We start from the raw sequence: 22,177 nt of genomic DNA on the forward strand, positions 1-22,177 counted from the left end.
GGTTGCGGACCGTCGGGCGGACCCTACCGGTCCGGAGGGCTGAAGTCGGCGGTGACGGTCTTGCCGTCGGTCTGGAGGCGGGTGTGCCAGGCGTCCGCGAGGGCCGCCACGATCCCGATGCCGCGGCCGCCGGTGGCGGTGGCGTCGGGGCTGCGGGGCACCGGCGGGACCGGGGAGGCGTCGTGGACGCTCACCTCCAGGCGGCGGCCGTCCCAGGTCAGCACCAGGGAGGCGTCGCTGCCCGCGTGGCGGTGCGCGTTGGTGAGCAGCTCGGAGACGGCCAGCAGGACGGCGTCCGCCGTCTCGGGCTCGTGCGCGCTCCAGCCGAGCGTGTCGAGGTGGTGCCGGGTCCACCGCCGCCCCGCCCGCACCCCGCCGCTGACCGGGAAGGACCGGGCCCAGCCCGTCGCCCGCATCGCCTGATCACCCATCACACCCGGCCTCCGTCCTGGTCCTCGACGGTCACCGCCTACCCCGTGGCGCCGGGATCACCACAGCAACCTGGCCAGGCAGCCGTCCACGTCGAGGTGGAGCGCCTCCTCGCCCGGCGGGACGAGCTCGTACGAGTCCTCCAGGAAGTGCTTGACCTGCTCGCCCGGCACGCTCAGCACCGCGACGCCCTCCCCGCCGCGCAGCTCGATCAGCACCGAGCCGCCGGGGCCGGACGCGACCAGGACGTCGCCCAGGCCGGCCGGCGTCCGGCGGCCCTGGTCCAGCAGCTCGCGGGCGAAGCTCCAGCGCACCGGCGGTCCGTCGATCCGGTACGGCCCCGAGTCGGCCACCACCAGCTCGACCGCGTACGGGTCGGCCGAGTCGTAGACCAGACGGCCCGGCAGCAGCAGGTCCGGGTGCGCGCTGTCCGGCATCCGGATGCCCAGGCGGTGGGCGACGGTCCTGGCAGTGTCCAACACTCCCCCTCGTGACGAGTGGTCAGGCGGTGCGCCGGGACCGCTTCCCGACGTCGTGCGGACCGGCTGCCCCGCCGGCGGGATTCCACTCCGCTTCGGTCGCCGCATTCACTCCGACGGCCCCGCTCGCTCCGGAACCTCGGTGCATGGGTTCGACCGGAGCGGGCAGGCGGGCCCCCGACACCGACCTGGGAGGTCCTCATGGTTCCGCTTCTGCTCGTCCTGCTGCTCGCTCTGCTCCTGTTCGGCGCCGGCTTCGCCCTCAAGGCCCTGTGGTGGGTGGCGGTGATCGTCCTGGTGTTCTGGCTGGTCGGCTTCCTCGCCCGGAGCACCGGTGCCTCCGGCAGCCGCGGCCGTTGGTACCGCTGGTAGCACTACCGGACGCCGCGGGCGGGCCGGAGCGGACACCGCTCCGGCCCGCCCGGCTGTCTGACCGGGGCTCAGAGGTGGTGGACCGCACCGGTGGGGGTCGTCCAGAGCCAGTTGACGGGGGCGTGCTGCTTCTTCGCCGCGTTGCGGGCCTTGGCGAGACCGGCCAGGGCCTCGGTGACGCTCTCGCCGAGGGCGGTGAGGTCGCCGGGAACGGGGACGCGCAGCACGAAGTGCTGCTTGCGGTGGGCGAGCAGCAGCTCGCCGGTGGGGGTGGCGGTGAGCAGGGCGAAGTGGGCGAGGGCCTTGAACGGGGCCTCGGTGGTGCGGAGGGCGGCGCGCAGCGTGCCGTCGGCGGTCCAGGCGTAGAGGCCGTAGCGGTTGAGGTGGAAGGCGAGGCCGCGGTGCGGATCGGTGGTCACGTCGAACAGGTGGCCGGTGTAGGGGCTGTCCGCGTGGCGGTCCAGGCCGCCGAGGTGGCCGTGCACGGTGCCCTCGGCGTCCAGCAGGGCGAAGGCGAACCGCTGGCCCCGGCTCCCGGAGCGGTAGGTGCGGCCGTACACCGGGACGACGTAGAGCTCGTCGGAGAGCGGGACGGGGCGGTGCAGGAAGGCCCGGTCCCAGTCGTAGGCGCTGCCGCCGACCAGCCCGGACACCAGTGAGCCGAGGGCGGGTGCGGGGCGGTTGTCGCCGAGCACCGGCGCGCCCGCGTGGCGGACGTGCGGGTGGGCGTCCTGCTCGGTCTGGCGGGCGGCGGAGGTCGACAGGGTGGCGAAGGCGTGCAGCACGGGCTTGCGGCCCGGGGCGAGCACCTCGCCGGGGTCGCTGACGGCGACCAGGTTGGGGATCGGGACCCCCCAGTTCTCCAGACTGGTCTCGGAGACCAGGCAGAGCAGCCGGCCGCCCGGGGTGACGGCGACCGAGGCGGCGAAGGGGTCGTCCGGGCCGTTCTCCTCCTTGGTCCAGGAGTACGTCGACATCCGCCAACCGGCCAGCTCACGGTCCAGGCCGGGGGCGAGCAGGTGGGTGTTGCCCGGGCGGGAGCTGAGCACCAGCGTGCCGTCCGGCAGGAGCGCGAGATTGGACTCGTTGCCCCAGCTGATGGTCGAGCGGGTGCCGCCGGGGACCTCGTAGGGGATGACGGCGGTGGCGGTGGTCGCGCCGTCCGGGGCGTGACGGGTGATCAGCTGGAGGACGAAGCCCCGCCCGCCGTCCTCCGTGCGCTGCCCGTCGCGCCGCCACAGGCCGCTCAGCACGTAGGTGTCCCCCGCCCCGGTGCCGACCGCGTGCCGGATCTCGTGGCCCCAGTCGTCGGTCGCGGGGTCGAGGCCGAGGGACTCGGCCAGGGAGGCGGGCACGGTGATCGGAAAGAGCGTCATGACCGCCATCCTGGACCACCGTTGTGACAGGCCCGCGGGCCGGGGCGGTCGCGGGCGCCGCCGTATGCTGGTGCGGTTCGGCGGCCCGCGGGTCGCCAAAGGGAACGACACGGGGGCAGGGCGGGCGGCATGGAGCTGCGGGACATCGAGATATTCCTGGTGCTGGCCGAGGAGTTGCACTTCGGCCGCACCGCGCAGCGGCTGCTGGTCTCCCAGGCCCGGGTCAGCCAGGCGATCCGCAAGCAGGAACGCCGCATCGGGGCCGACCTGTTCGAGCGCACCAGCCGCACGGTGCGGCTCACCGAGGTGGGCCGCCAGCTGCGGGACGACCTCCAGCCGGTCTACGCGGGGCTGCAGCTCTCGCTGGAGCGGGCCCGCTCGGCCGCCCGCGGGGTCACCGGGAGGCTGCGGATCGGGATGATGCCGTTCAACGTCGTGGACCTGCACGTCTACTGGCGGGCCTTCCGCTCGCGGTACCCGCAGTGGGAGCTGGAGATCCGCCAGCTGACCTACGACGACATCTTCGGCAGGCTGCGCAACGGCGAGATGGACGTCCTGGTCACCTGGCTGCCGGTAGAGGAGCCGGACCTCACCGTCGGGCCGGTGCTGTGCACGGACCCCCGGGTGCTCGCCGTGGCCCACGACCACGAACTCGCCGCACGGGGCTCGGTGGGGCTGGAGGTGTTCGCGGACTTCCAGCACGCCATGCCGCCGGGGATGCCGGGCTACTACCAGGAGCGGTACCTGCCCTTCGAGACGGCCCGCGGCCGGACGATCGAGCGCAGGGGGACGGTGACCAACGCCGAGGACCTGATCAACCGGGTCGGCATGGGCGAGATCATCCACGGCTTCCCCAGCCACGTCACCCGGTACTGGGGCATGCCGAACATCCGCTGGATCGCCGCCCCCGACCTGCCCACCCTCGACTTCGCCCTGGTCTGGCGGAGCGAGGCGGAGAGCGAGCTGATCGCCGCGCTCGCCGGCACCGTCAGGGAGCTGGGCACCTTCGGTTTCTGACGCACCGGCAGGTGCGGGACGGCGACCGATAACAGCGGGGTTATCGGTGCGGCGCCGAAGTGCGCGTTGATCACCACCGGGCGGCCACGGGAGGCTGGAGGCACCCACCCCGACGCCGCGAGCAGGAGCCGCACACCCGTGACGGACAGCTTCGACCTGACCGTGACCCGCGCGATGCACGACGCGCTCCGCAGGGAGCTGCGCCACCTCGCCCTGGTCACCGCCTCGGTCGCCCCCGACCCCTGCACGGTCCTGCGGACCGCCGCGGGGTGGGACCTGTTCCGCCGGGCGCTGCGGGCCCACCACTCCGCCGAGGACGACGCGCTCTGGCCGGCGCTGCGCGCGGCGCTCCGGGGCCGCCCGTTCTCGCTCGCCCGGCTGGAGGCGATCGAGGCCGAACACGCGGCGATCGCCTGCCTGTTGGCGGAGATCGACCGGGCGCTGGACGACCCCGGGGCCGCCACCGAACCGTTCGGCTCGCTCGCCGACGCACTGGTCACCGGCCTGCGCGGGCACCTGCGCCACGAGGAGGAGACCGTCCTCCCGCTGGCCCGGACCGTCCTGGGCCCGGACGCGTGGGAGCACTTCGGCCGCGTCCACGCCCGGCGGATCCTCACCGACCCGGCCCGGCTGCTGCCGTGGCTGCTGGACGGCGCCGACGGGCCGACGGCCGCCGCCGTCCTGGTGCGGCTGCTGCCGGAGTCCGGCCGCCGGGCGTACGCGCGGCAGTGGTGGCCCGCCTACGCGCGCCTCGACCGCTGGGGCGGGCGGAGCGCACCACCATCCACCGATCACCAACCACCGATCACCGAACGGGGCACCGGGCCCCGTTCCACGGAAGACGGGAACGTCATGAAGGTCCTTCTCACCGGTGCGACCGGCTACATAGGCACGGCCGTCGCCGAGCACCTCACCGCCGCCGGCCACCAGGTGGTCGCCCTCGTCCGCGGCGCCGAGCCCCGGACCGGCCACGCCTGGGCCGCGCAGGTGGCCGGCGACACCGCCGACCCGGCCACGCTGGCCGGGGTGGTCACTCCCGACATCGAGGCGGTGCTCCACCTCGCCCCGCCGAGCACCGACGCCGCCGTGGACGCGGCGGTGATCGAGGCGCTGGCCGCCCCGCTGCGCGGCACCGGCCGTGCGTTCGTCTACACCAGCGGCGTCTGGGTGCTCGGCGCCACCGGCGAGGCCCAGGAGGTCGGCGAGGACGCCCCGACCAACCCCGTCGACCTGGTCGGGTACCGCCCGCTGATCGAGCGTCAGGTCATCGCCGAGGCCGCCGAGGGCGTGCGCGCGGCCGTGATCCGTCCGGGCATCGTGTACGGGCGCGGCGGCGGCATCCCGGCGATCCTGGTCGACCGGGCCCGCGGCGAGGGCTCGCCCGAGTACTACGGCGAGGAGGGCGTGCGCTGGCCGACCGTCCACGTCGACGACCTCGCCGCGCTCTACGTGGCGGTGCTGGAGCGGGCCGGGGCCGGCACCCTCTGGCACGGGGTCTCGGCGGCCGCGACGCCGGTCCGCGACCTGGCCGTGGCGGCCGGGCGGGTGGCAGGGGTCGACGGCGCTCCGCGCGTGGTGCCCGCCGAGCAGGCCGCGCAGGTCTTCGGCCCGCTGTTCGCCGACGCGCTCGCCCTCGACCAGAGCGTCGCGGGCACCACCGCCCGCACCGAGCTCGGCTGGCGCCCGGCCGGGCGGGACGTGGTGGCAGAGCTGCTGTCCGGCTCCTACGGGCCGGTCGCGGCGGGCGCGAAGTAGTGGGGAGCGGCGCGTCCATGACGGACCACCAGCGGACCGACCAGGAGCTGGCCGCACAGCCGGCCGCCTACTGGACCGGCGTGGCGTACGAGGCCCTGATCGCGTTCACCCGCGCCCGGCAGGCCGAGAAGGGCTACACCCAGCCGCAGTTCTGGCTGCTGCGCAACCTCTCGGCGAACGACCTGTCCCCGGATGGCGGGAGCCGGACGGTGGCGGAGCTGCGGGCGGCCATGAGCGCGTACCTCCGGCCGGAGGACGACCTCGCGGCCGAGGGGGCCGCACTCGTCGAGCGCGGCTGGCTCCGCCTCGACGGGGAGGACCGGTTCCGGCTCACCGAGGAAGGCGAGCGCGCCCGGGTGGAGCTGGCCCGCAACGCGCCCGCGATCCGGGCCGCCCTCCACGAGGGCATCGACGACGCGGACTACGTCACCGCGCTCAAGGTACTCGGGCGGCTGATCGCCAACGCGGGCGGCACGGCTCCCTGACCGTCCCCCGCCCGGGCAGGGCAACCTGGGGCGCGAGGAACTGCGCGGGTCGGAAGGCGGCGACCCGTGTGCCGGGTACGGACGGGCACGTGCAAGTGAAACCCCGTACCCGGCACACCAGTCCGGTCCTTCCGGCTCGCGCAGTTCCTCGCGCCCCTGGGTCGCTGCCCTTCCGGGTGTCACCTTCCGGGTGTCAGGGGTCGGGGTCCACCGCGAGTTCGGCCCAGATGGTCTTGCCGCGGGCCGCGTAGCGGCAGCCCCAGCGGTCGGCGAGCTGGGCGACCAGGAAGAGGCCGCGGCCGCCCTCGTCGCTCTCCAGGGCGCGGCGCATCCGAGGCTGGGTGTTGGAGGGGTCGGAGACCTCGCAGACCAGGATCCGGTCGCGGATCAGGCGCAGCTCGACCGGGCCGCCCGCGTGGCGGATGGCGTTGGTGACCAGCTCGCTGACGATCAGTTCGACGGCGAAGTCCAGGTGGCCCAGGCCCCAGTCGGCCAGCCGGGCGGCGGTGTCGGCGCGGGCCCGGGCCACCTCGGAGAGGTCGGCGTACCGCCAGCCGGCGGTGGACTGCGGCAGCACGACGCGGGTGCGGGCGAGCAGCAGGGCGATGTCGTCGTCGGGGTGCTCGGCGGGGACGGTGGCGATCAGGTCGGCGCCGATGGCGGCCAGCGGCCGGTCGGGGCGGTGCTGCCGGGTCAGTTCGGTGAGCAGGGCCGGCAGGGCGGTGTCCGGGTCGTGGCCGGTGAGGCCGTCCGTGTAGAGGGCCAGCAGGCTGCCGGCGGGCAGGGTCGTGCGGTACGGCTCGAAGGGCTGGTCGGCCGCGCCGAGCGGGGGCCCGGGCGGGACGGGGAGGTACTCGGCGCTGCCGTCGGGGGTGAGCAGCAGCGGGGGCGGGTGGCCGGCGCTGGCGAACTGGCACTCGCCGGTGACGGGGTCGTAGACGGCGAACAGGCAGGAGGCCCCGACGGTGTCGGGCTCCTCGGCCTCGGCGGCCATCCGCTGGACGAGGTCGTTCAGGCGGATGAGCAACTCGTCGGGCGGGAGGTCGAGTTCGGCCAGGGTCTGGACGGCGGTGCGCAGCCGGGCCATGGTCGCGGTGGCCTGGAGGCCGTGGCCGACCACGTCGCCGACGACCAGGGCGACCCGCAGCGAGGAGAGCGGGAAGGCGTCGTACCAGTCACCGCCGACGCTGAGCGCGCCGCTGGCGGGACGGTAGGCGCCGGCGGTCTCGCAGGCGGTGCTGGTGGTGGCGGCTGGCGGGAGCAGGCTGCGCTGGAGGACGACGGCCGTCTGGTGCTCGCGGGTGTAGCGGAAGGAGTTGTCGAGGGCCAGCGCGGTGCGGTCGCAGAGGTCCTGCACCACCTCGACGTCCTGCTGGTCGTGCGGGTCGGCGTCGCCGGTGCGCCAGACCAGCACGTAGCCGAAGAGCCGGCCCCGGTGGTAGAGCGGACAGCCGATCGCCGACCGCATGCCCGCCGGGATGTGACGGGCCGCCATCTCCGGCTGGTCGCCCATGGCGAGCAGGGCGGTGGCGGGGTCGAACAGGATGGCCCCGCCGACGACGATGGCGGCGGTCTCCGGGGTGGCCGCCGGGGTCGGCACCGGCTCGCCGACCTGGACGAGCGCGGCGGGCCAGCGCCCGTCGGCGGCCTTGGCCGCCACCCGGCGCGGGGCCGAGGCCTCCGGCCCGGGGTAGCCCAGCTGGGGGTCCCGGCCCTGGAGGACCGCGTCCGGGAAGTCGACGGCCGCGAGGTCCCCGAGGGCCGGGACCAGGACGTCGACCAGTTCGCGGGCGCCGCCGACCACGTCCAGCGAGGCGCCGATCTCGGCGGCCCGCCGGTAGGCCTCGGCGAGCTGCAGCCGCCCGGCCGGCCCGGGCCGCTCCGGCCGGACCACCAGGAGGGCGGAGGAGGCGCCCTCCTGGGCCCGTGCGCCGTCGGCCGAGGGCAGCAGGGTCAGGTCGGCGGTGAAGCTGCCGCCGTCGGCCCGGCGCAGCACGGCTCCCTCGACCCGGGCGGACCCTTCCGGCAGCGGTGCGCCGAGGACCTCGACGGCGGGGCGGCCGAGCGCCTCGGCCGCCGGGCGCCCGAACAGGTCGGCGGCGGCACGCGACCACCAGACGACGGTGGAGCGCCCGTCGACCAGGACGGTGGCGGTGCCGTCCGTCGCGAAACCTGGTGCGTCCACCGCGTGGTCCGCCTTCCGCTCCGGCCGGTGCTCTCCCGCAGCAGCTTGCCCCGGTTGGCCGGGGACGGCATCCGGGGTCGGCCGTCGGGTGGGGGTGCCGTGCAGCGGAACCCCCACCCTCTTTCGGAGTCAGGCGCCGACGTGGATGCCGGGGCGGCGCTCCGGGTCCGGTTCGTTGCGGCGGATGATCTCGTGGGTGACGGGAGCGGTGTCGCCCCGGCCCAGCAGGAAGTAGCGGAACATGTGCTTGAGCGGGCTGCCCTCGGCCCAGGCGAAGTAGCAGTGCGGCCGGACGCCGGTGGCGTCGCGCAGGGCGAGCAGGACGGCGGCGATCGCGTTCGGCGCGGCCGGGGCCTCGGCGCGCAGGACCCGGTAGCCGTCCACCTCGACGCCGCGCACCTGGAGGGTGTCGCTGAACTCGGAGGGGTCGACCACCTCGATCTCCAGGAACAGCACGTCGGCGGTGCCGGGGACCGGGTTGTCGCCGCGCTGCTCGCGCTCCTTGAACGCGTACTCGGCCGCGTCCCCGGTGTGGCGGCGGTTGGTGATGATGTTGATCGCGTTGTCGTACGCCAGGGTGTCGGTGATGAACTGACGGGCCGTCGGGTCGAAGGCGATGGAGTCGGCGCGCAGCTCGGTGGTGCGGGAGATCCGCGAGACCAGCGACACCAGGACGATGCCCAGGATGAAGAACCCGGAGATGGTGATGCCGTCGGGCTTGTCGACGATGTTGGCGACCAGGGCGTAGAGCAGCACGGCCGTGAGGGCGGCGAAGCCGGCCGTGGCCGCGCGGCGGCGCCGGCGCAGGGCCGAGACGGTCACCGCGAAGGCGCCCGAGACCATCATCGCCAGCACGCCGGTGGCGTAGGCCCCGGCCTGGGCGTTGACGTCGGCGTCGAAGACGACGGTGATGACCACGCAGAGCAGCGTGTAGACCAGCACCACCGGCCGTACCGCGCGGCCCCACTCGGGGGCCATCCCGTAGTCCGGCAGGTAGCGCGGCACGATGTTGACCAGGCCGGCCATGGCCGAGGCGCCGGCGAACCAGAGGATCAGGATGGTGCTGATGTCGTACGCGGTGCCGAAGGCCTCGCCGACCTGCTCGTGCGCCAGCCAGGCCAGCGCGCGCCCGCTGGCGGCGCCGCCGGGCTCGAACTCCCGGTGCGGGATGAGCACGGTGGTGACGAAGCTGGCGGCCAGCAGGTAGACGCTCATCACGGCGGCGGCGGTGGTGAGCAGCTTGCGGGTGTTGCGGATGCGGGAGTGCAGCCGCTGGGTCTCGTCCTCGCCCTCGGCGGCCACCAGCGGCATCATGCTGACGCCCGTCTCGAAGCCGGACAGCCCCAGCACCAGCAACGGGAAGGCGAGCAGCGCGGGTTGGACCAGCCCGCCGAGGCCGCCGCCGCCCTCGGTCAGCGCGTGCGTCCACGCCGACCAGGCACCGGGGGTGGTGACCACCTCCACCACGCCGGCGCCGATGGTGACCGCGTTGAGCAGCAGGAAGACCGCCACCAGCGGGATGGCGACCTTGACCGCCTCGCTGAAGCCGAGCAGGAACACCCCGCCGAGCAGCAGCAACAGGCCGACGGTGAGCGCGACTTCGTGGCCGTGCAGGGCGCCGGTGAGGTACGGGTTCTCCACCAGGTGGACGGAGGCGTCCGCGGCGGAGAGCGTGATGGTGACGATCCAGGAGGTGGCGACGAAGCCCAGCAGCACCAGCACGAACAGCTTGCCCCGCCAGAACGGCAGCAGGTCCTCCAGCATCGCCACCGACCCGGCGCCGCTTGGGCTCTCCTTCGCCACCCTGCGGTACATCGGCAGCATCCCGACCAGGGTCAGCGCCACCAGGATCAGCGTCGCCAGCGGCGAGACCGCGCCTGCGGCGAGGGCGGCGATGGCGGGGACGTAGGCGAGGCTGGAGAAGTAGTCCACGCCGGTCAGGCACATGACCTTCCACCAGGCCTGCGGCTCCGAGTGGCCCTCGGCCGCGGCCGGGCCGACCGGCTGGACGCGGTACTTCAGTAGCCAGCGGGCAGCGGCGCCCTGCGGCTGTGCGCGCCGGGCGGGGCTCTCCACCACGGCCGGGACCACGTGCTCGGGCTCCTCCGGGGTCTCCTGACCGGCAGCGGCCGAGACCTCCGGGCCCGGCTCCTGCGGGGCCGTCTGCCGAGGCACCGAACGGTCCGGCACCTCCGGCTCCGGTAGTGCCTGTTCAGCCGTGTTGCTCATGCCTGACCCTTCGTCACCTGGCGTCCCACCGTCGCGGCCGCCGGCGGGTGACCGCGTCACGGCCTGCGCCATCATGGAGCATGACCGGAGCCGCCGGAGCCCCACCCCCTGGTTGACGGGTGGTCACGGCAGCTGCCCGGCAGCGCCGCCGGCCGCGGCCCGGCGACGCCGCCACCGGTCCTGACCTCCCCCTCGCCCACCCTCTCCCCCGCACCGTCCGGCCGACACCGCTCCGGACGGCTACCCGCGACCGCGCGTCCGACACCGCCGGATCCGGACGGACTCCCCGGAAAGGCCGCCCGCACTCCGGGACTTGCGTACTCCGCGCCCCGAGGCGGTCAGGCCCGCGTCGCCGGAGCCGCGCGCCGGACCGGCCGACCCGCCTGATCCGGCACCCGGCCGAGAGGGGTTGGGAGCCGGGGCAACGGAAACACGGGCAGCATGCCGACGTTCCGCGATCACCACGACCAGCTCGGGCCCAGCCGCTCTGGCCACCCCGAAGGGCCCGGCGGGGATGTGCCCCGAGGCCCGACCGATCTGCCGCGCCGCAGCTGGTGGCCGGTGCTGCGCCGCACCGGCCTGGAGTTCCTGGAGGACGAACTCCCGGACCGGGCCGCCGCGTTGACCTACTACGGGGTGCTGGCGGTCTTCCCGGCGCTGCTTCTGCTGGTCTCCCTGATCGGGCTGGCCGGCCCGAGCGTGACCGGTCGCCTCATCGACGACCTCGCGGCGCCGGCGCCGGGGCCCGCGCAGGACGTCCTGCGCGGTGCGGTCGTCCAGCTGCAGGAAGGCCGCGGCAGCAGCGGCGTCCTCGCGGCGGTCGGCCTGCTCGGTGCGCTCTGGTCCGTCTCCGGCTACATCGGCGCGTTCATCCGGGCGTCCAACGCGGTGTACGACATCCGGGAGGGACGACCGGTCTGGAAGCTCACCCCGATCCGGCTCGGGCTGACCGTGCTGCTGCTCGTCCTGCTGGCCGCCAGCGCGCTGATCGTCGTGTTCACCGGGCCGCTGGCCCGGCGGGCCGGCGACCTGCTCGGCCTGGGCGACACCGCGCTCGGCGTGTGGTCGGTCGCCAAGTGGCCGGTCCTGGTGCTGCTGGTGGTCGCGATGGTCGCCCTGCTGTACTGGGCCGCGCCCAACGTCCGTGGCCGGGGCCTCCGTTGGGTCTCCCCCGGCAGCGTGCTGGCGGTCGTGCTGTGGCTGCTGCTGTCCGGCGGGTTCGCCGCCTACGTCGCCGGCTTCGGCTCCTACAACAGGACGTACGGCGCCGTGGCCGGCGCCATCGTCTTCCTGGTCTGGCTCTGGCTGACCAACCTGGCGATCCTGCTGGGCCTGGAGTTCGACGCCGAGCTGGTCCGCCAGCGCGGGATCGAGGGCGGCATGGCCGCCACCCGCGAGCCCTACCTCGAACCGCGGGACACCCGCGCCTGGCCGGACGGCGCACAGCCGTGAAAGCCGGACGGCGGCCGGCCCCGATGGGGTCGGCCGCCGTCCGGACGGCTGGGTCAGGCGGCTGCCAGGCGCCGGAGGAGGTCACGGTAGTCGCGGAGCGCGAGGCGCAACTCCTCGGTGCGCTGCGGGCCTTGGCCTTGGCCCTGGCCCGGGTACTCGGCGTCGGCCTCGGCGTGCCAGGAGGCGCGGAGCGCGGAGCGCCGCTCGCGCAGGTCTGCGGCGAGCCTGCCCAGTGTCTCCTCCAGTACCGCGTCCGCCTCCCGCACGGCGCCCCGGGGGTCGTCCACGAAGCCGCCCAGCGCCCGGTCCAGACGCTGCGTCAGCTGCGCGGCGACGTCCTGCGAGAGGAGACGGTCCTGACCGGTCCGCCCGCTGCGCCCCGAGCCGGACGTACGTTCCCGCTCCTCGGCGACCGCCGCGTCGTAGGCGGCGGCGATGTCACCGGGACCGGCCTTCCGGGTGTCCGGGGCCGCCTCGCGGCGCGGGTCGGCGGAACGGGCCCAGCGGCCGATGGTGCCGGTCGTGCCGGTGCCGGCGGTCCGGCTCTGCGGCCGGTCCTGGGCACGCGGGGTGTCCACGGAGTCGGTGCGGTGCTCATGGTGACTGATGGTCATGCTGTCCTCCTCGATCGTGGGACGGGTTTGGGTGGGGCGTGCTGCTCAGGCGTGGTGCTCGCGCTGCTTCGGGAACTGCCGCAGGGCCCCGCCGCCCGGCGCCACCGGCGTCCCGGCACGGACCGACCGCACCGCCTCGCCGGCACCGGCACCGGCACCGGCACCGACCAGCACGGTGAACAACTCCCGTGCCCGCAGCAGGGCTTCGCGCCGTTCCTCGGTGTCGGCCGCCTCCGGGCGGGCCTTGGCCCGCAGCACGCGGTAGGCCTCGATCTGCTCACCGTGGTCGACCGAGATCGCGTCGATCCGGGCGTCCACGTCGGAGTCGGGGTAGCCGCGTTCCCGGGCCACCCGGGCCAGCAGCGTCTCGGCCTCGGCGAGGGCCCGCTCCGGGGAGTCCACGAAGTGCATCTGCACCTCGGCCCACTGCTGCTCGGCCCGGGCCCGCGCGGAGGGCTCCAACGGAGCCAGCACCAACTCACCGTGCTGGGACACGCGTTGGGTGAGCTCCTGCTCGGCGGCGGCGGTGTCGCCGCCGTACCGGGCCACGGTGCGGCCGTACTCGGGCCCGAACCGACGCTTCAGGTCGGGGTGCCGCTCCCGGCGCTGCCGCACGCCGACGGCCACGAGGACCGCCACCGCGACGGCGACCAGGACGACCGCCACGATCAGACCACTCGACATGCTCCGTCTCCCGTCGTCGCCGCACCGTGACCGTTGTCCACGGTGCGTCCTGGGAGCGCGCCTGCCCCGGATTCGGCGCCTCACGCACCGTCAGACGCTTAGTCCGAAAGGCTGATGTGGAGGACGCAAGTGTCGTCGCGGCGCTCGCGGCCGTCCTGGAGGGTGCGGACCAGGGCGTCGACGAACCGGGGGGAACCGGCTCGAACCTCGGCGGCGCGGGCCAGTCGGGCCAGGCCTTCGTCGATGGGCTCACCGGGGTGCTCGACCAGGCCGTCGGTGTAGAGCAGTAGCTGGTCGCCGGGCAGCAGGTCCAGGGTGGCGGCCCGGTAGCCGGGGGCGTCGGCGGCGCCCAGCAGGATGCCTTCGGGGGACGGCAGGAAACGGGCCTCGCCGTCCCGCAGCAGCAACGGCGGCGGGTGGCCGGCCCGGACCCAGGTGAGCCGGGAGGTGGCGGGCTCGTACACGGCCATCACCATGGTGGCCGTGTGGAACTGACGGTCCGAGGTGTGCAGCAGCAGGGTGTTGAGGTTGGCCAGCACCGTCGGCAGCGGGGTCCCGGTGACGGCCATCCCCTTGGCGGTGAAGCGCAGGAGGGCCATGGTGGCGACCGCGTCCAGCCCGTGGCCCGCGACGTCCCCGACCACCAACAGCGCCCGGCCGTCCGGGAGTTCGATGGCGCTGTACCAGTCTCCGCCGAGCTTGAGCCCCTCCTGGACCGGCTGGTACGCGACGTCGACCGTCAGCCCGCCCAGGCGCAGCACCTGCTGGGGCACCGGCAGGAGGGTCTCCTGGAGCCGGGCGGCGAGGTCGCGTTCGGCCGCCAGCTGGCTCTGCTGGCTGAGCACGGCCCGCCGCTGCTCCAGCAGTTGGCGCTCGGCCCGCTCGGCGGCGGTACGGTCCTGGAACAGCCCGTGCAGGCGGACGGGCCGGCCGTGCCCGTCCCTCTGGGTCTCCGCCAGGACCCGGACGTGCCGCACCTCCTGGCGGGGCAGACGGATGCGGACGGTGCGGTCGATCGGTTCGCCCGAGCGGAGCAGCCGCCGCACCTCCTCCTCCAGCAGCAGCCGGTCCTCGCCCTCGGCGAGGAGGGCCAGCTCCTCCAGGAGCAGCGGGCCCTGCGAGCGCTCTCGGCCGAAGATCGAGTACGCCTCCTCGGACCAGGTGACCTCGTCCCGGGTCAGGTCGCGGTCCACCCAGCCCATCCGGCCCAGGCGCTGCATGAGGGCCAGGCGGCGCTCCGCCCGCTCGCCCGGGTCCAGGAGCTCCCAGGACACCAGCAGCCCGCCCCGGCAGGGAGCCGCCGTCACGCTCCACCGTGAGCGGTACGGGATCCCGGCGGAGGTCTCCAGGTACTCCAACTCGCCCGCGTAGCGCGTCCCCCCGAGCGCCGTCAGGTACCCCTTCCAGAGCTCGGTGCCGCGCGTGCCCGGATAGCTCCCGAGCAGCGACCGTCCCAGCAGTTCGGTGCCCCGGCGCCCGCCGACGTCGACCGCCTCCGGCGAGGCCGCCACCACCACGAAGTCCGTCACCTCGCCGCACGGCCCGTACACCGGTCGGAGGAACACCACGGATCCGGTCAGACCGGCCAGGACCTCCGAGACCGCCTCCGGATCACCGCCCGCCGCCGCGGGACCACTGCCCGGCTCCGGTGCCACCCGTTCCTCGAGGTGCGTCATGCGAGGAGCATGTCACGCATCGACCCGCTCGTGGGCGAACGCCCCTCGCCGACGCACACCCCGGCACACCGCCGAAGTGGGGACGAAGGACCGTGTCCGAGGGGACGTTCGGCGGCCGATCCGCCGCCCCGGCGGCAGCAGGATGAGCTCATGAACCGTCGAACCCGCCGCCTCGCCCTGGCCTCCTTCGTCCTGGCCCTCGCCGCCGCAGGCTGCGCGACCACCGAACGCACGGGCACCTCCCCCTCCCCCTCCGGCCCCGCCACCGCTCCGGCCGAGGTGGTGCCGCCCGCGACCGGCGACCCGCAGGCGGAGCAGGCCGGACGCGAACTGGGCCGCCAGGCGGAGCAGGCCGGACGGGAGACGGGCCGTCAGGGAGAGCAGCAGGGGCGCGAGCTGGGGCACCAAGCAGAACAGCAGGGACGGGAGCTGGGTCGTCAGGCCGAGCAGCAGGGACGGGAGACCGGTGAGCAGTGGCGCGAGTACGGCGAGTCCTGGCGCCGCTGACGACCGGTCACCCGCCTGTGGACGGCCGGCCCGTCAGCCGCGACGGGACCAGACAGGAGTGACGACGGCGATCAGGACGGCCGCGACACCGATCTGCAGCAGGTGGCGGATCCAGTCGATGCCGCTGGTGTCCCGCACGCCGAGTCCGCTCGCGAGGGCGTTGCCGGCCAGGCCGCCGATCGCCCCGAGGATCACCGTCAGCCAGAGCGGGATCGGCTGGCGGCCGGGCAGGACGAGCTTGGCGAGCAGGCCGATGACCAGGCCGGCGATGAGGGCCCACAGGAACGACATGGGTGAACTCCCTTGTCCGAAAGGGTGCCCCGCGCATTCAGCACGGGCCGTGCGGTCCTTTTGCCCCGGATGTCCGGAGGGCAACCACACCCACCTGCCACGACCGCCAGGGGTCGGTGCCCCGGTGACGGCAGGTCAGCCCCGTGCCAGGTGGGACCACCCAGCGGGGCGGTACGTCACCGGCGACCGGTAGCCTGCGGACATGTCGGTCAACATCGATCTCCACTTCACCGTCTCCCGCCTCGCCGACCCGGCCCAGGCCGAGGCCGTCGCCGCGTCCATCGGCGAGCTGCTGCGCGACGAGGGCTTCGAGGGCCAGATCAGCTACGGCGCGGTCCGCGACAACGGCGTCGACTACGTGTCGGGCGAGTCGAAGTTCCCGATCAGCATCAGCGGGTTCGGCCGCTGGCAGCCGTACTTCGAGAGCTCCTTCGCCTCCGCCGTCGCCGAGGCCGCCCCCGACGCCGAGGTCGCCGTCGAGTGGGGCTACCCGGACGAGGAGTACTGACCGGCGCTCCGAGGCCTTGGTCGCCCCGTCGAACGTCAGGCGTTCGCCCGGTGAAGGAGCTCGACCGCCAAGAAACGGGCGGCTTCGTCAGCCTCTGGAGAATCGCCGTGCCCGACCTCATGACAACGGCTGTGCCTCGTCCGACCGCGTTCCCCGCAGTCACGGGGTCGGCCCCGCCGCGATCCGGGTCAGCACGGCTCCCTACGGCTCGGACGGCCGACGCTGTAGCGGCCCTCGCCGTCGACATCCAAGCCGTGCCCCGTGCGGACGCGCTCGACCGGGACGGCGACGGCATCGCCTGCCCGGCCCTCCCCGGCCCGAAGGACCGCAAGCCCGTCCCCCGCGACTACACGACCGACCTGGACGGCGCGCCGATCGTCGAACCGATCGCACCGCCGTCCCCCTGACCGAGGTGGCGGCCGCCACCCGGAGCCGTCGGACGCCCCGGGGTTCACCACCCCGCGACGCGTCCGACGGCGAAGGCCGCGAGGGCGAGCGCCATCACCAGGATCAGGGTCAGCGGGATCCACCCGGGCCAGGCGTCGTGCAGCTCCACCGGCTCGGGCACCGAGATCGCGTGACAGGTGGACGCCTCGCACTCCGGCGTCTCGGCGGGCGCCGGCCCGGCGGCGGGCTTCCGCAGCGACGGTTGCTCCGTGGACATGACGGCTCCTCAGGAAAGCTGCTGGGAAGGGGCGGCGAAGGGCGCGGTCACCAGCCCGTCGTCCCCGGGGCCCCCTTGAACGGGCCGGCGATCTCGTCGGTGATCCAACCGCCGTAGAAGCCGCCGTCCTGCGGCCGCACCGCCTCGCCGTCCACGGTGCAGCGGTCCACCCGGCCGGGGTAGAAGGCGAAGCAGCCGCGCAGGACGTCGTAGCCCGGGAGCGGGTCCGGATAGGACCACGCCGCACGCGCCGCGCGGCGCTCACCGACCGTCAGGTCCCAGTACGAGGCCAGGCCCTTCCACTCGCAGGCGCTCACCGCCTCGGCCGGGGTGAGCAGCTCCAGGGCGACGTCGGCGGCCGGGAGGTAGTAGACCGGCGGGTGGCTGGTCTCCAGCACCCGCAGCGCGGACCTGGTGGAGGCGACCTGCCGGCCGCCGAACCAGACCTCCACCGTCCGGCCGGAGGCGTCGTCCACCGCGGGTGGGCGCGGGTAGGCCCACACCGACTCGCGGACGCGGTGCGGATCGGTCACCGGACTCCTCCTTCCGCTCGCCCCCTCGGACCACCGTCCCAGCCTGCGCCGCCGCGCCGCCCGCGCGTACCCGCAGCGTTGGTGCAGCGGATTCCCGGTCGGACCGGCACCGGCCCGGCGACGTCGTCGCCGGGCCGGTGGCCGTCAGCCGGGAGCGGTCGTCACCACGGGCTCCAGACCGTGGTGGAGTACGAGACGCTCGCCGTCCGACGGGCCGCGTCGGTGACGGTCAGGGTGGTGGTGGTCATGCCCCAGGCGGTGGGGGTCCCCGAGATCACGCCGGTGGCCCGGTCGAGGGAGAGGCCCGGGGGCAGGTTGACCGCGGTCCAGGTGTGGGGGGTGGTGCCTCCGGTGGCGGCGGGGGCCAGGCGGTAGGGGCGGCCGGTGTAGGCGGTCTGGGCGCCGGGGTTGGCCAGGGTCAGCGGGCCGGTGCCGCCTGCGGTGACCGTCCAGGTGAAGGCGGCCGAGCCGACCCGGCCGGCCGCGTCCTTGGCCGACAGCGTGACCTCGGAGCTGCCCGGGGTGGTGGGGCTCCCGGTGACGGTGCCGGTGGCGGCGTCGACGGTCAGGCCGGCCGGCAGGCCCGTGGCGGTCCAGCCGTACGGGGCGGTGCCGCCGGAGACCGAGGCCGGCAGCGACACCGGGGTGCCGACCGGGGTGCTCCGGTTGCCGGGGTTGGCGACCGTGACGCCGCCCGGGGCCGGCGGAGTCCCCGTGGTGAGGGTGAGGTTCCACTTGGTGAGCGCCTCGACGACGGGCTGGCCGATGGTGGTCGGATCCGACTGGCCGCAGCCGTTGCCGCCGCCCGAGTGCACACCGACCGCCTTGGCGTCGGTCTTCGGACCGGTGACGTACGAACCGCCGGAGTCACCGCCGCCGGAGCAGGCATTGGTCTCGAACAGGCCGTCGATCACCACCGAGCCGTAGTCGACGGTCTGGTTGACCTTGGTGACGGTGCCGCACTGGAGCCTGGTGTTCGCCCCGGAGTGGCAGACCGACATGCCGACGGTCGGGTCGACGGCTCCGGTCACGGTGTAGTCGCCCGCCCCGTAGCCGGAGACCCGGCCCGCCAGGGCCCAGCCGGCCTCGGTGACGTCGACCAGTCCGAAGTCGCCCTCGTGGGCGTTGACCGAGTGGGTGCCGCCGCGGTTGGAGGTGCCCAGCCGGGTGCCGTCCTTGCCGTAGGCGGGCTGGTCGACGTCGTTGGTGCAGTGACCGGCCGTCAGGAAGTGCCGGGCGCCGCCCGCCCCGCCGGCGGAGAAGCCGACCGAGCACTGGCTCTCGCTGCCGGGCTTCCAGGACTCGCCGCCGACCACGTCCCCGCCCTGCTGGCGGTAGGTGACGGTGGATCGGACCACCTCGACCGCCGGGGAGAACGCCCGCAGGTCCTGCTCGGCCGAGGCCGGAGCACCGGAGGCGAGGACCACCACGACCCGGTCCCGGACCGGGTCCGGGCCGTACGCCCGCACCCCCGCGACCCGGGGTATCGCGGCCGCCACCCGGGCCAGCTCACCCGGACCGAACCGGACCCGGGCGGGCAGCGCCCCGGCCACACGAGCGCGGGACGCCTCGGCCTCCGAGGTCACCGGCACCACCAGGCGGCCCGAACCGGCGTCGAACCAGGACGCGGCGGGGCGCAGCCTGGCCTGCACCGCCCGTGCGGCGTCCTCCGCGGCCCACCGCTGGAGGACCTGAGGAGCCGTCAGGCCGAGGCCGCGCTCCATCGCGTCGAGCAGAGCGTCGGAGGCCGGAGCGGCGTCGGAGGCCGGAGCGGGGGCGGGAGCAGCGGAGGGGGCAGGGGGCACGCCGGGGGCGGGGGCGGCCAGTGCCCCGGGTGCGAGGGGAACGGCGAGTGCCGCGGCGAGGGCCACGGCGCCCAGCAGGCGCAGTCGTCTCATGGGGGGACCCTTCGAGTGGGGGTGAGCGGTGCCCAGAAAGCTAGGCCGGTCCCGCAGCCGCCGAAACGGGGGAATCCCTCGTCCCCGCCCGGGGCGGCGGGAGGGTTGTCCGGGGCGTTCCCGGCCCGTACCGTCACCGCATGCCCGAGGAGCCACTGACAGCGGCCGCCGGCCTGCTCCGCTCGGCGGGGTGCCTGGTGGTGCAGGGCCCGTGGGGCAGCGGCAAGAGCACGCTCCTCGCCGCCCTGGTCGCCGGCGCCGACCGGCCGGTGCTCCGCCTCGCCCCTCAACCCGGCGACGAACGGCGGCCGTTCGGGACGCTCACGGCCCTGGCCGGACAGCTGCCGCCGACCGCGGCAGCGGACCTGCCGGCGGCGCTGCGCCCCGTGGCGCTCCCGGACCGGGTGGGGACCCTCCACCCCGCCGCCGTACCGGACCCGTCGTCAGCGCCCGCCACATCGGCGGCGGTTCACCCGTCGGCGGCGGACCCCGCAGGCCCGGCCGAGCGCGAGGCCGTCCGGCTGGCCCTGCACGCGGCAACCGCCGCACGCCCCGTCCTGCTGGTGGTCGACGACGCCCAGTGGCTCGACCCGGCCACAGCCGCGGTGCTCGCCCACGCCCGCCGGGCCCTCGCGCCGGGCCGGCTGTCCGTCCTGGCCGCCGTGCGCGGCGCGGCCGTGCCGGTGCCGGTCCGGCAGTTGTGCGGGGACCACGCACCCCGTCTGACGCCCGCTCCGCTGACCGTCCCTCAACTCGCCGACCTGCTGGGGGCCGCCGGCCTCCCGCGCCGTTGGGCCGGCCCGGTGCACCGGTGCAGCGGAGGGAACCCGGCCCTGGTCAGGGCGTCGCTGGCGGCCGCCGGACCGGCGCGGGCCGACGGTCCGGCACTCCCCGGCAGCGTCGGCGACGCCGCCTCCAGGGAGGCCGAACGCTGGCTGGGGACCGTCCCAGCGCCGGTCCGGGAGGTCCTGCTGACGGCAGCGCTCAGCGAGCACCCCACCCTCACCCTGCTGGGCCGCCTGACCGGCCCGGCCGCCTCGGCGGCCCGCCTGCGCGAGGCCGAGGACGCCGGGCTGGTCGGGATCGCCCCGGACGGCGCCGTCGCCTTCGCCGCGGACGCCCTGCGTGCCGCCGCCCGGGGCGGCCGGGCGGTCGGCCCCGCCGCCGTGCCGGCCGCGCACCTGGCCCTGGCCGCCGCCGAGACCGATCCGGTGCACGCGGTGCGCCACCGGCTGCTCGGCCAGGACCCGCGGGACCCACGGGCACCGCACGCCGCGGCCGACGCCGAACACGCCGCTGCGCTGGCCCGCCGCGACGGCGAGCGCGCGCTGGCCGCCGAGCTCCTGCTGCTGGCCGCCGACCGCGTCCCACCGGCCGACCGCACCGCCCGCTCCCGCTGCCTGGCGCTGGCCGCCGCGGACGCGGCGGCAGCGGGCCGGCCGGACCTGGCCGCGCGGGTCGCCGGGGCCGTACGCGCCGCCCGGCTCGGACCGTCCGAACAGGTCGCCGCCCTGCTCGCCGTGATCGACACCCGGGGCCAGGCCCTGCACGAGAGCGACGCCCTGATCGCGCGCGCCCGCCACCTCGCCGGGGACGACCCCGTGCTGCTCGCCGCCGTCCACCTGCGCGACGCCGTGCGCGCCAACATCGGCCACGGCCGCCCGCACCGCGCCGTGCGGGCCGCGGCGCTCGCGGCCGACCTGGCCAGGTCCGGCGGCGACCGGGTCCTGGAGGCGGCCGCCCTGACGATGCGGGCGCGGATGGAGCGGGTGCTCGGCGACCCCGCCTCGGCCCGGAGCCTGGAGCGGGCCCGCGGCCTGGGCGTCCCGGTGTCCCGGCTCGGGGTGCGCGGCAGCCCCGACTACCTGACGGCGCGTCACGCCGTGTTCGACGACCGGCTCGACCGGGCCAGGGCCGTGCTGCTCGACCTCCTGCCGGCGGCCGAGGCCGGCGGCGACGCCGAGGACGTCCAGGAGGTGCTGCGCAGCCTCGCCGAGGTCGAGTGCCGGTCCGGGCACTGTGCCCGCGCCCTGGAGTGGGCCGGGCGCGCGCTGCGGCACCGCTCGGTCACCGGGCTGTCGGCCGGTCCGGTCTCCTACACCGCCGCGCTGGCCGAGACGGCCGGCGGCGCGTTCGCCCGGGCCGCCGAGCACGCCGCCCTGGGCCTGCGGGTGGCCCGGGAGGAGCACGACCTGGTGTTCACCTCCCGCAACCTGCTGGCGCTCGGCACCGTACGGCTCGCCACCGGGCGGCTGCGGGAGGCCGCCGCCGCACTGGAGGAGGTCGCCGCGCTGGAGGCCGGTCAGCAGGTCGGTGACCCCACGGTGCTGCGCTGGCAGCCCGAGCTGGCCGAGGCATGGGCGGGCCTCGGCCGGGCCCGGGAGGCCCACGCGCTGCTGGTGAGCACCCGCGCGGCCCTCGGCCGCGGCGCCCCCGGGACCGGGGCCGAGGCCGCCTGCCTGCGCGCCGCGGCGGCCGTCTCCTCGCAGCTCGGCGAGGCGGACCGGGCCCGGGGTCAGCTGCGGACGGCCGCCGAGCTGTTCGCCGCGCTCGGCCTGCGGCTGGAGCACGGCCGGACGCTCCTCGCCCTTGGTGGTCTGGAGCGCGCCCACCGCCGCCGGGCCGCCGCCCGGGAGGTCTGGGACGAGGCCGCCGAGCTGTTCGCCCGCTGCGGCGCCGCCCCGTGGACCGCCCTGCTCGACGCGCTGGCCGGCCGCTCCGGCCCGACCGCGCCCGGCGGTCCGGCCCGCTCGCCCCTCCCGACCGCCGGTCTGACCGGGGCGGAGGACAGGCTCGCCGCGCTGGTGGCCGACGGCCTCACCAACCGCGAGACCGCCGAGCGGCTCCACCTCTCGGTCAAGACCGTCGAGGCCGTGCTCAGCCGCGTCTACCGCAAGCTCGGCGTCCGGTCCCGCACCGAACTGGCCCTGGCCCTGCGCCGGCCGGTGCCGGAGCGGCGGGGCCGCGGCCACTGAGGGCAACGCCGTTCACCGGATCGGGTGAGACGCACCTCCCTTTCGTCA

Annotated in this window: 21 protein-coding genes; 9 read left to right on the plus strand and 12 right to left on the minus strand. The window is 75.6% G+C overall.

Features of this window, described 5'->3' with window-relative positions; all coding sequences use genetic code 11:
- Window positions 1-23: 23 nt before the first annotated feature.
- Both ACWCYY_RS34180 and ACWCYY_RS34185 read right to left on the minus strand, forming a co-directional pair.
- Window positions 24-431, minus strand: a complete 408-nt coding sequence (locus tag ACWCYY_RS34180) for an ATP-binding protein (RefSeq protein ID WP_345284449.1) — start codon at window positions 429-431, stop codon at window positions 24-26.
- Window positions 432-488: 57 nt separating this feature from the next.
- A complete protein-coding gene (locus ACWCYY_RS34185) occupies window positions 489-908 on the minus strand; it encodes an SsgA family sporulation/cell division regulator (RefSeq protein WP_345284451.1) in 420 nt (139 codons plus the stop codon).
- A 201-nt stretch (window positions 909-1,109) separates the two neighbouring features.
- Between ACWCYY_RS34185 and ACWCYY_RS34190 the strand changes: the two genes are divergently transcribed.
- Complete coding sequence (locus ACWCYY_RS34190; protein WP_345284453.1) at window positions 1,110-1,280, plus strand: hydrophobic protein; 171 nt, start codon at window positions 1,110-1,112, stop codon at window positions 1,278-1,280.
- 68 nt (window positions 1,281-1,348) lie between these two features.
- On the opposite strand, the gene ACWCYY_RS34195 is transcribed toward ACWCYY_RS34190, so the two are convergent.
- The gene (locus ACWCYY_RS34195) at window positions 1,349-2,656 is read right to left on the minus strand and encodes a hypothetical protein (RefSeq protein WP_449798222.1); all 1,308 of its coding nucleotides are present in this window, start codon (window positions 2,654-2,656) and stop codon (window positions 1,349-1,351) included.
- A 129-nt stretch (window positions 2,657-2,785) separates the two neighbouring features.
- Between ACWCYY_RS34195 and ACWCYY_RS34200 the strand changes: the two genes are divergently transcribed.
- From ACWCYY_RS34200 to ACWCYY_RS34210, 3 genes are all read left to right on the plus strand, one after another.
- Window positions 2,786-3,673 carry a LysR family transcriptional regulator gene (locus tag ACWCYY_RS34200; RefSeq protein ID WP_449798223.1) on the plus strand — a complete coding sequence of 296 codons (888 nt, stop codon included), beginning with the start codon at window positions 2,786-2,788 and terminating at the stop codon, window positions 3,671-3,673.
- A gap of 138 nt (window positions 3,674-3,811) precedes the next feature.
- On the plus strand, window positions 3,812-5,428 hold the full coding sequence (locus ACWCYY_RS34205) for an NAD-dependent epimerase/dehydratase family protein (protein WP_449798224.1): 1,617 nt from the start codon (window positions 3,812-3,814) through the stop codon (window positions 5,426-5,428).
- A gap of 17 nt (window positions 5,429-5,445) precedes the next feature.
- Complete coding sequence (locus ACWCYY_RS34210) at window positions 5,446-5,913, plus strand: MarR family transcriptional regulator (protein WP_380150271.1); 468 nt, start codon at window positions 5,446-5,448, stop codon at window positions 5,911-5,913.
- A gap of 193 nt (window positions 5,914-6,106) precedes the next feature.
- On the opposite strand, the gene ACWCYY_RS34215 is transcribed toward ACWCYY_RS34210, so the two are convergent.
- Both ACWCYY_RS34215 and ACWCYY_RS34220 read right to left on the minus strand, forming a co-directional pair.
- A complete protein-coding gene (locus ACWCYY_RS34215) occupies window positions 6,107-8,098 on the minus strand; it encodes a SpoIIE family protein phosphatase (RefSeq protein WP_449798225.1) in 1,992 nt (663 codons plus the stop codon).
- Between the two features lie 129 nt (window positions 8,099-8,227).
- Window positions 8,228-10,327, minus strand: coding sequence for an amino acid transporter (locus ACWCYY_RS34220; RefSeq protein ID WP_449798226.1), 2,100 nt, complete (start codon window positions 10,325-10,327; stop codon window positions 8,228-8,230).
- A 441-nt stretch (window positions 10,328-10,768) separates the two neighbouring features.
- On the opposite strand from ACWCYY_RS34220, the gene ACWCYY_RS34225 reads away from it, so the two are divergent.
- Complete coding sequence (locus ACWCYY_RS34225; RefSeq protein ID WP_449798227.1) at window positions 10,769-11,779, plus strand: YihY/virulence factor BrkB family protein; 1,011 nt, start codon at window positions 10,769-10,771, stop codon at window positions 11,777-11,779.
- 53 nt (window positions 11,780-11,832) lie between these two features.
- Here ACWCYY_RS34225 and ACWCYY_RS34230 read toward each other — a convergent pair whose 3' ends face one another.
- From ACWCYY_RS34230 to ACWCYY_RS34240, 3 genes are all read right to left on the minus strand, one after another.
- Complete coding sequence (locus tag ACWCYY_RS34230; RefSeq protein ID WP_449798228.1) at window positions 11,833-12,393, minus strand: hypothetical protein; 561 nt, start codon at window positions 12,391-12,393, stop codon at window positions 11,833-11,835.
- A 45-nt stretch (window positions 12,394-12,438) separates the two neighbouring features.
- Window positions 12,439-13,077 carry a hypothetical protein gene (locus ACWCYY_RS34235; protein WP_449798229.1) on the minus strand — a complete coding sequence of 213 codons (639 nt, stop codon included), beginning with the start codon at window positions 13,075-13,077 and terminating at the stop codon, window positions 12,439-12,441.
- A gap of 98 nt (window positions 13,078-13,175) precedes the next feature.
- Complete coding sequence (locus ACWCYY_RS34240) at window positions 13,176-14,753, minus strand: PP2C family protein-serine/threonine phosphatase (RefSeq protein WP_449798230.1); 1,578 nt, start codon at window positions 14,751-14,753, stop codon at window positions 13,176-13,178.
- A 150-nt stretch (window positions 14,754-14,903) separates the two neighbouring features.
- On the opposite strand from ACWCYY_RS34240, the gene ACWCYY_RS34245 reads away from it, so the two are divergent.
- Window positions 14,904-15,260: a hypothetical protein gene (locus ACWCYY_RS34245; RefSeq protein WP_449798231.1), complete on the plus strand. Its 357-nt coding sequence runs from the start codon at window positions 14,904-14,906 to the stop codon at window positions 15,258-15,260.
- A 33-nt stretch (window positions 15,261-15,293) separates the two neighbouring features.
- Here ACWCYY_RS34245 and ACWCYY_RS34250 read toward each other — a convergent pair whose 3' ends face one another.
- Window positions 15,294-15,551, minus strand: coding sequence for a GlsB/YeaQ/YmgE family stress response membrane protein (locus ACWCYY_RS34250; RefSeq protein WP_380150279.1), 258 nt, complete (start codon window positions 15,549-15,551; stop codon window positions 15,294-15,296).
- A gap of 202 nt (window positions 15,552-15,753) precedes the next feature.
- Here ACWCYY_RS34250 and ACWCYY_RS34255 point away from each other — a divergent pair, with 202 nt between their 5' ends.
- Window positions 15,754-16,059 carry a hypothetical protein gene (locus tag ACWCYY_RS34255; protein ID WP_380150280.1) on the plus strand — a complete coding sequence of 102 codons (306 nt, stop codon included), beginning with the start codon at window positions 15,754-15,756 and terminating at the stop codon, window positions 16,057-16,059.
- Between the two features lie 254 nt (window positions 16,060-16,313).
- Entirely contained in the window at window positions 16,314-16,466 is a 153-nt protein-coding gene (locus ACWCYY_RS34260; protein ID WP_380150281.1) for a hypothetical protein, read from the plus strand.
- Between the two features lie 44 nt (window positions 16,467-16,510).
- Here ACWCYY_RS34260 and ACWCYY_RS34265 read toward each other — a convergent pair whose 3' ends face one another.
- The 3 genes from ACWCYY_RS34265 to ACWCYY_RS34275 form a co-directional block, all read right to left on the minus strand.
- On the minus strand, window positions 16,511-16,723 hold the full coding sequence (locus tag ACWCYY_RS34265) for a hypothetical protein (protein ID WP_449798232.1): 213 nt from the start codon (window positions 16,721-16,723) through the stop codon (window positions 16,511-16,513).
- A 47-nt stretch (window positions 16,724-16,770) separates the two neighbouring features.
- Entirely contained in the window at window positions 16,771-17,256 is a 486-nt protein-coding gene (locus ACWCYY_RS34270; RefSeq protein ID WP_449798233.1) for a DUF427 domain-containing protein, read from the minus strand.
- A gap of 161 nt (window positions 17,257-17,417) precedes the next feature.
- The gene (locus ACWCYY_RS34275; RefSeq protein WP_449798234.1) at window positions 17,418-19,154 is read right to left on the minus strand and encodes a putative Ig domain-containing protein; all 1,737 of its coding nucleotides are present in this window, start codon (window positions 19,152-19,154) and stop codon (window positions 17,418-17,420) included.
- A 140-nt stretch (window positions 19,155-19,294) separates the two neighbouring features.
- Here ACWCYY_RS34275 and ACWCYY_RS34280 point away from each other — a divergent pair, with 140 nt between their 5' ends.
- A complete protein-coding gene (locus ACWCYY_RS34280) occupies window positions 19,295-22,129 on the plus strand; it encodes an AAA family ATPase (RefSeq protein ID WP_449798235.1) in 2,835 nt (944 codons plus the stop codon).
- The last annotated feature ends 48 nt before the right edge of the window (window positions 22,130-22,177 follow it).

It is taken from the genome of Kitasatospora sp. NPDC001664, assembly GCF_053596675.1.

Coding starts and splice junctions, on each gene's coding strand:
- ACWCYY_RS34180 (WP_345284449.1), bottom strand. CDS start 431: ATGGGTGATCAGGCGATGCGGGCGACGGGCTGGGCCCGGTCCTTCCCG.
- ACWCYY_RS34190 (WP_345284453.1), top strand. CDS start 1,110: ATGGTTCCGCTTCTGCTCGTCCTGCTGCTCGCTCTGCTCCTGTTCGGC.
- ACWCYY_RS34195 (WP_449798222.1), bottom strand. CDS start 2,656: ATGACGCTCTTTCCGATCACCGTGCCCGCCTCCCTGGCCGAGTCCCTC.
- ACWCYY_RS34200 (WP_449798223.1), top strand. CDS start 2,786: ATGGAGCTGCGGGACATCGAGATATTCCTGGTGCTGGCCGAGGAGTTG.
- ACWCYY_RS34210 (WP_380150271.1), top strand. CDS start 5,446: ATGACGGACCACCAGCGGACCGACCAGGAGCTGGCCGCACAGCCGGCC.
- ACWCYY_RS34220 (WP_449798226.1), bottom strand. CDS start 10,327: ATGAGCAACACGGCTGAACAGGCACTACCGGAGCCGGAGGTGCCGGAC.
- ACWCYY_RS34225 (WP_449798227.1), top strand. CDS start 10,769: ATGCCGACGTTCCGCGATCACCACGACCAGCTCGGGCCCAGCCGCTCT.
- ACWCYY_RS34230 (WP_449798228.1), bottom strand. CDS start 12,393: ATGACCATCAGTCACCATGAGCACCGCACCGACTCCGTGGACACCCCG.
- ACWCYY_RS34235 (WP_449798229.1), bottom strand. CDS start 13,077: ATGTCGAGTGGTCTGATCGTGGCGGTCGTCCTGGTCGCCGTCGCGGTG.
- ACWCYY_RS34240 (WP_449798230.1), bottom strand. CDS start 14,753: ATGACGCACCTCGAGGAACGGGTGGCACCGGAGCCGGGCAGTGGTCCC.
- ACWCYY_RS34245 (WP_449798231.1), top strand. CDS start 14,904: ATGAACCGTCGAACCCGCCGCCTCGCCCTGGCCTCCTTCGTCCTGGCC.
- ACWCYY_RS34250 (WP_380150279.1), bottom strand. CDS start 15,551: ATGTCGTTCCTGTGGGCCCTCATCGCCGGCCTGGTCATCGGCCTGCTC.
- ACWCYY_RS34255 (WP_380150280.1), top strand. CDS start 15,754: ATGTCGGTCAACATCGATCTCCACTTCACCGTCTCCCGCCTCGCCGAC.
- ACWCYY_RS34265 (WP_449798232.1), bottom strand. CDS start 16,723: ATGTCCACGGAGCAACCGTCGCTGCGGAAGCCCGCCGCCGGGCCGGCG.
- ACWCYY_RS34275 (WP_449798234.1), bottom strand. CDS start 19,154: ATGAGACGACTGCGCCTGCTGGGCGCCGTGGCCCTCGCCGCGGCACTC.
- ACWCYY_RS34280 (WP_449798235.1), top strand. CDS start 19,295: ATGCCCGAGGAGCCACTGACAGCGGCCGCCGGCCTGCTCCGCTCGGCG.